Source organism: Achromobacter sp. Root170 (assembly GCF_001428165.1).
GTDB lineage: Bacteria > Pseudomonadota > Gammaproteobacteria > Burkholderiales > Burkholderiaceae_B > Achromobacter > Achromobacter mucicolens.
This window is the reverse complement of the sequence record NZ_LMHN01000012.1, coordinates 895,505-901,846: the sequence shown is the minus strand read 5'-3', so window position 1 is coordinate 901,846 and position 6,342 is coordinate 895,505. Positions and strand designations below refer to the sequence as shown.

Sequence of the window (6,342 nt, the reverse complement as noted above, 5' to 3'; positions counted from 1 at the left end):
TGACCCGTCCTGCCATAGGTTGACACCTACGGCACGGTATCCGTAGCAGGCTACGGACTGAACACCCGGTGAACTTCATCGGGTGTTTTGCATTGTAGGGACAGGTGCGGACGCTCGGTGTTGTAGATTTCGACGGACTGCTTGACCATGAGCCGGGCTTGGGCCAGATCGGCGGGCTTGTGGAGCAATAGCTCTCCCTTCAGGATGCCGTTGACCCGCTCAGCCAAGGCATTCTGGTAGCAGTCGTAGCCGTCAGTCATCGAGCAACGGATGCCGTGCCGCGCGTGCAGGCGCTGGTAGTACGTTGAGCAGTACTGGATGCCTCGATCCGAGTGGTGCACCAGCGGTTGGCTCGAGCGCCGCGAGCGCAACGCCATCTCCAGTGCGCGGCGCACCCCTTCGGTCTGCAGATTCTCTGCCACGTGGTAGCCCACGATCTTGCGCGAGTAGGCGTCGGTCACCAGGCTTAAGTAGGTGCACCGTTGGGCGGTCGGCAGGTAGGTGATATCGGCTACCCAGACCTGCTCGGGCCCCGTCGGCACCACTTGGCCTTCGCCTTCCTTGAGCAGGTTCGGGTGGCGTCGGAAGCGGTGATGGCTGTCGGTGGTCTTGTGATACGCCCGGCGTGGCCGCACCAGCATCCGGGCGCTGCGCAGAATGTCGAACAGCGCATCGCGCCCGGCCTTGATCCCCGCCTCGCGCAGCGGCTGGCCCAGCACGTGATGCAGCTTGCGCGTACCCAACTTCGGTTGGCGTACCCGCAGCGCGGTGACCATGGATACCACTTGGTATGCCTGCTGCTGGCGCTCGTGCTCTTTATGCCTGCTCTTGTAATACGCCTGGCGGCTATGGCCCATGTAACGGCAAGCCCTTGCCACGCTCAACCCTTGGACGAGCTTTTGCGTGAGGACTTGCCCAAAGGCTTTTTTACGACACGCACCCCGTAATCCTTCTCCAACACGTTGACCACCGCCTCGAACAACTGTGCCTTCTCGCGGGCCTCCTTGAGCTGCACCTCCAGCTCCTTGATCCGCTGCTCGGGTGTGACCTCCTTGCCCTGACGATCCATATCCACTCCTCTGACCGTCGGCAGGCTCCAGCCGCTCCAGCCCGGGCGGCCATGTTTGCGCAGCCACACCAGCACTGTCGACCGGCCTTGGATTCCATAGCGGCGCTGAGCCTCTTTGTACGTCAGCTCGCCTTTTTCCACCTGCTCGACCACCGACAGTTTAAAAGCCAGACTGTAGTCCCGCTGGGTTCGCTTGATCCTTGATTCCAATTGACTCTCCTTTTTTCTCTCAAAAAGGTGTCAACCAATTCCAGGACGGGTCACTATCCATAAAAAAACCCCCACGTTTGTCGCGTGGGGGCTTTTTTTGCGCGGACGCTCAGTAGCCAGACTGTAGTCCCGCTGGGTTCGCTTGATCCTTGATTCCAATTGACTCTCCTTTTTTCTCTCAAAAAGGTGTCAACCAATTCCAGGACGGGTCACCCCCATGAAAAAAGCCCCTTGACGGGGCTTTTTGCTTTTTGCTTGATGGGCGGCGGGCCGGCACGGCCGGCCCGGCACCTTACTTCTTCTTGCGGTACGCGTCGTGGCAGGCCTTGCAGCTGGCGCCCACGTCGCCGAAAGCGGCGCGCAGCTTGTCCAGATCGCCTGCGTCGGCAGCCGCCGACAACTTCACGATGTTGTCCTGAAACGCCTGCTGCTTCTGCTTGAAGCCCGCGGCGTCGCTCCAGATTTCCGGACGGGCGTCGCCGCCTTCCGTACCCGGACCGAAGCCTGCCCAAGGCAATGCCGACAGCGTCTTCAGCACATCGACGTTGGCCTTGATCTGCGCGGCGTCGTAGGGCGCCTGGCCCTTGACCACCGGCGCCATGCGGCCAAAGTGCGAGCCGATCAGCGAGAGCGCCGACTGGCGGTACTTGACCGCATCTTCGGGCTTGGCGAATTGCGCGGAGGCGGACGTCGCCAGCAGCGGACCCACCGTCATACAGGCCAGCGCTGCGAGCGTGGACAACTTCTTCATTGCGATCTCCCGTAGGTACAACGTGAAAGCCGCGCGCATGACGCGCGCGGCACGGCGACTATACCGCCCGGGCCAGCTCGGCCGCCAGGCCGATGTAGGAGCGCGGGGTCATCGCCAGCAGGCGGGCCTTGGGCTCTTCAGGCAGCGCCAGGCCCTGGATGAATTCTCGCAGGGCCTCTTCGGTAATGCCCTTGCCGCGCGTCAAGGCCTTGAGCTGTTCGTAGGGCTGCGGCAGACCGTAGCGGCGCATGACGGTCTGCACCGGCTCGGCCAGCACTTCCCAGCACGCGTCGATATCGGCGTCGATGGCGGCCGTGTTGACTTCCAGCTTGCCCAGGCCGCGCATGCAGGCATCCCATGCCACCAGGCAGTAGCCCAGGCCCACGCCCAGGTTGCGCAGGACGGTGGAATCGGTCAGGTCGCGCTGCCAACGGGAGATGGGCAGCTTGTCGGCCAGATGGCGCAGTACGGCGTTGGCCAGGCCCAGGTTGCCTTCGGAGTTTTCGAAGTCGATCGGGTTGACCTTGTGCGGCATGGTCGACGAACCGACCTCGCCTTCCTTCAGGCGCTGCTTGAAGTAGCCCAGCGCCACATAACCCCAGATGTCGCGATCCAGGTCCAGGATGATGATGTTGGCGCGGGTGATCGCATCGAACAGCGCGGACATCCAGTCATGCGGTTCGATCTGGATGGTGTGACGGTTCTGCGTCAGGCCCAGCCCGGACAGCACGCGCTTGCTGAATTCGGGCCAGTTGATTTCCGGATAGGCGGACAAGTGGGCGTTGTAGTTGCCCGTGGCGCCGTTCAGCTTGGCCAGGGGCTCGACGGCCTCCACGGCGGCGATGGCGCGGTTCAGGCGCGCGGCCACGTTGGCGAATTCCTTGCCCAGCGTGGTCGGGCTGGCGGGCTGGCCATGCGTGCGCGACAGCAGCGGCTGGTCGGCGTTGGCGATGGCCATTTCATTCAGCTTGGCGGCCACTTCGCGCAGGCGCGGCACCACGACCTGGTCGCGGGCGCGCGACAGCATCAGCGCGTGCGAGGTGTTGTTGATGTCTTCGGACGTGCACGCGAAGTGGATGAACTCGGCCGCGCGGGCCAGTTCGGCGTCATCGGCGACCTTTTCCTTCAACCAGTATTCAACGGCCTTCACGTCGTGGTTCGTGACGCGCTCGATCTCCTTGATGCGGCCGGCGTCGGCTTCGGAGAAATTGGCGACCAGCTGGGCCAGACGCGTGCGGGCGCCCTCGGAGAAGGCCGGCAGCTCGGGCAGGCCGGCGTCCGACAGCGCGATCAGCCAGGCGACCTCGACTTCGACGCGGTGCGCCATGAAACCGGCTTCGGACAGCAGACCGCGCAGCGCGTCGCCCCGGGAAGCGTAGCGGCCATCCAGTGGCGAAAGGGCATTAAGTTGGCTCAGCTGATCGGCGATTTGCATGGTCTGGTAGAGAAAAAACGACGGATGGGAAAACCCGGCGATTTTATCATCCGGGGCGGCCCGACATTGTGGCAAACTGACGAAGATTCCGCCCTGCGGACAATTCCGGCCGTCATACAGCCTGCTATACTTCGGCCGCTTTCCGACTCCGCTTGTGACTCCATGAAACTGATCGGCTCGCTTACCAGTCCCTACGTGCGCAAAGTGCGTATCGTCATGGCCGAGAAAAAGCTGGACTACCGGCTTGAACTCGAAAACGTCTGGTCCGCCGACACGCAGATCCAAACGTACAACCCGCTGGGCAAAGTTCCTTGCCTGGTCATGGAAGATGGCGGCGCCCTGTTCGACTCGCGCGTCATCGTCGAATACCTGGACACACTGTCTCCTGTCGCCCGGCTGATTCCGCAGCCCGGACGCGACCGCGCAGCCGTCAAGTGCTGGGAAGCCATCGCCGATGGCCTCCTGGACGCGTGCGTGACCATCGTCAAGGAAAACCAGCGCCCCGAAGCCCAGCGCAGCCCCGAATGGATCGAGCGCCAGTACGGCAAGATCCACGCCAGCCTGGACGCCATGAACAAAAGCCTGGGCGACAACGCGCATTGCATGGGCATCAACTACAGCCTTGCGGACATCGCCGTGGGCTGTGCCCTGGGGTATCTGGACCTGCGGTTCCCCTCGCTGGACTGGCGCACTGGCCAGCCCAACCTGGCCCGCCTGTACGACAAGCTGTCCCAACGCCAGTCGTTCATCGACACGGTGCCCAAGACGGCCTGACGCCCCAACAAAAACGCCCGGCATGGCCGGGCGCTCGCTTTTACCGGCCGCTTTCCGCGGCCGGTTTTCATTTCCGCGATCAAACCGTCCAGGTCTGCCAGGCCTTGAACAGCATGTAGGCCGCCAGCGCAAACAGCAGTGCCGCGAACACGCGCTTGAGCGTCTGCACCGGCAGGCGATGCGCCATGCGCGCCCCCAGCGGCGCGGTCAGGACACTGGTGCAGACCAGCGCCAGCAGCGCCGGCCAATAGATGAAGCCGAGCATCCCCGGATAGGTCTGGGCCTCGTTCAGGCCCGAGACGACATAGCCCACGCTGTTGGCCAGGGCAATCGGAAAGCCCAGCGCCGCCGACGTCGACACCGCGTTGTGCAGGGCCACGTTGCACCAGACCATGAACGGGACCGACAGGAACCCGCCCCCGGCGCCGACCAGGCCCGACAGAAAACCGATGCCCGCGCCGGCCGCGCTGGTGCCGACAACGCCCGGCATCTGCCGCGTGGGCTTGGGCTTCTTGTTGCGCAGCATGCTCCAGCCGGAATACCCCACGAACAGGGCGAAGAACAGCGACAGCCACAACGTGCTCAGCGCCGCGAACACCGCGCCGCCGGAGAGCAGACCGCCGACGATGATGCCCGGCGCCATCGCGGCGACTATCCGCCACTTGATGGTGCCTCGCTGCTGGTGGGCCCGGACGCTGGAGATGGACGTAAAGAGGATCGACGTCATGGACGTGGCGATCGCCGCATGCACGACCAGATCGGCCGGCATTTTCTGCCAGGTGAACAGCATCGTCAGGAACGGCACCAGCAGCATCCCGCCGCCAATGCCAAGCAGGCCCGCCGCAAAGCCCACCACGCCGCCCAGGACCAACAGGCAGATCACCATCGTCACATCCACAACCCTCTCCTCGCTTTTATTGTCATGAACAAGGCCCCACGGATATTGCACCCGGGGGCCTTGGTTACGTGCGGCAGGGCATTCCTAAAGAATGATCCCGCCGCCCAGGCAAACCTCGCCATCGTATAGCACGGCCGACTGGCCGGGCGTCACCGCCCACTGGGGGTCGGTAAATTCCAGAGAAAAAGTCTCTTGCGCCGCATCGGCCAGGCGGCACGCCGCATCGGCCTGCCGGTAACGCGTCTTGGCGCCGTAGACGCCCGCGGCCGGCGGGTGGCCCGCCACCCAGCTCGCGCCCTGCGCCTTCAGGTTGCCGGACAGCAGCCAGGGATGGTCGTGCCCCTGCACGACGTACAGCACGTTGCGCTCCAAATCCTTGCGGGCCACATACCAGGCCTCGGCCGTGCCGTCCTCCCGTTGCCGGCCCTTCACGCCGCCCACGCCCAGCCCCTTGCGCTGGCCCAGCGTGTAAAACGACAAGCCTTCGTGGCGGCCCACTTTCTGCCCTTCGGGCGTCAGGATGGGGCCCGGCTCAGTCGGCAGGTAGCGGTTCAAAAATTCCCGGAACGGGCGCTCGCCAATGAAGCAGATGCCGGTGGAATCCTTCTTGGCGGCATTGTGCAGGCCGATCTCGTGCGCGATGCGGCGCACTTCGGTCTTGTGAATCTCGCCCAGCGGAAACAGCGTGCGCGACAACTGCGCCTGGTTCAGCCGATGCAGGAAGTAGCTTTGGTCCTTGGAAGCGTCCAGCGCCTTGAGCAGCTGGAACTGCGTGCCGCCGCCCTCGGCAGGCACTTCGCGCACGCGCGCGTAGTGGCCGGTCGCGATGTGCTCGGCGCCCAGCGCCATGGCGTGGTCCAGGAATGCCTTGAACTTGATTTCGGCATTGCACAGCACGTCGGGATTGGGCGTGCGGCCCGCGGAGTACTCGCGCAGGAACTCCGCGAACACGCGGTCCTTGTATTCGGCGGCAAAGTTGACGAATTCGAATTCCACGCCGACCAGATCGGCCACGCTGGCGGCGTCCAGCAGATCCTGGCGGGTGGAGCAGTATTCGGAATCGTCGTCGTCTTCCCAGTTCTTCATGAACAGGCCGACGACCTCGTAGCCTTGCTGCTTGAGTAGCCACGCGGTGACCGAAGAATCGACCCCGCCGGACATGCCGACGACAACGCGGCCTTTCTTGGTGGATGTTTGACTCATGA

At 63.8% G+C, this 6,342-nt stretch carries 6 protein-coding genes; 1 reads left to right on the top strand and 5 read right to left on the bottom strand.

Annotation, left to right across the window (positions count from 1 at the left end):
• Positions 1 to 50 precede the first annotated feature (50 nt).
• From ASD87_RS14340 to purB, 3 genes are all read right to left on the bottom strand, one after another.
• A protein-coding gene (locus tag ASD87_RS14340) for an IS3 family transposase (protein ID WP_156403420.1) occupies positions 51 to 1,279 on the bottom strand; the annotation gives its coding sequence in 2 pieces (ribosomal slippage) (positions 51 to 929 and positions 932 to 1,279; 1,227 coding nt in all).
• Between the two features lie 292 nt (positions 1,280 to 1,571).
• Positions 1,572 to 2,030, bottom strand: coding sequence for a cytochrome c (locus tag ASD87_RS14330; protein WP_056322645.1), 459 nt, complete (start codon positions 2,028 to 2,030; stop codon positions 1,572 to 1,574).
• A gap of 58 nt (positions 2,031 to 2,088) precedes the next feature.
• The gene (gene purB, locus ASD87_RS14325; RefSeq protein WP_056322641.1) at positions 2,089 to 3,465 is read right to left on the bottom strand and encodes an adenylosuccinate lyase; all 1,377 of its coding nucleotides are present in this window, start codon (positions 3,463 to 3,465) and stop codon (positions 2,089 to 2,091) included.
• 162 nt (positions 3,466 to 3,627) lie between these two features.
• On the opposite strand from purB, the gene ASD87_RS14320 reads away from it, so the two are divergent.
• Positions 3,628 to 4,239 (top strand): glutathione S-transferase, encoded by a 612-nt coding sequence (locus tag ASD87_RS14320; protein WP_056322638.1) that lies wholly within the window; start codon positions 3,628 to 3,630, stop codon positions 4,237 to 4,239.
• Between the two features lie 79 nt (positions 4,240 to 4,318).
• Here the strand turns inward: ASD87_RS14320 and ASD87_RS14315 are convergent, their stop codons facing one another.
• Together ASD87_RS14315 and mnmA are read right to left on the bottom strand one after the other, a co-directional pair.
• Complete coding sequence (locus tag ASD87_RS14315) at positions 4,319 to 5,137, bottom strand: sulfite exporter TauE/SafE family protein (protein ID WP_056322636.1); 819 nt, start codon at positions 5,135 to 5,137, stop codon at positions 4,319 to 4,321.
• Positions 5,138 to 5,221: 84 nt separating this feature from the next.
• The gene (mnmA, locus tag ASD87_RS14310; RefSeq protein WP_056322633.1) at positions 5,222 to 6,340 is read right to left on the bottom strand and encodes a tRNA 2-thiouridine(34) synthase MnmA; all 1,119 of its coding nucleotides are present in this window, start codon (positions 6,338 to 6,340) and stop codon (positions 5,222 to 5,224) included.
• Positions 6,341 to 6,342: the final 2 nt, after the last annotated feature.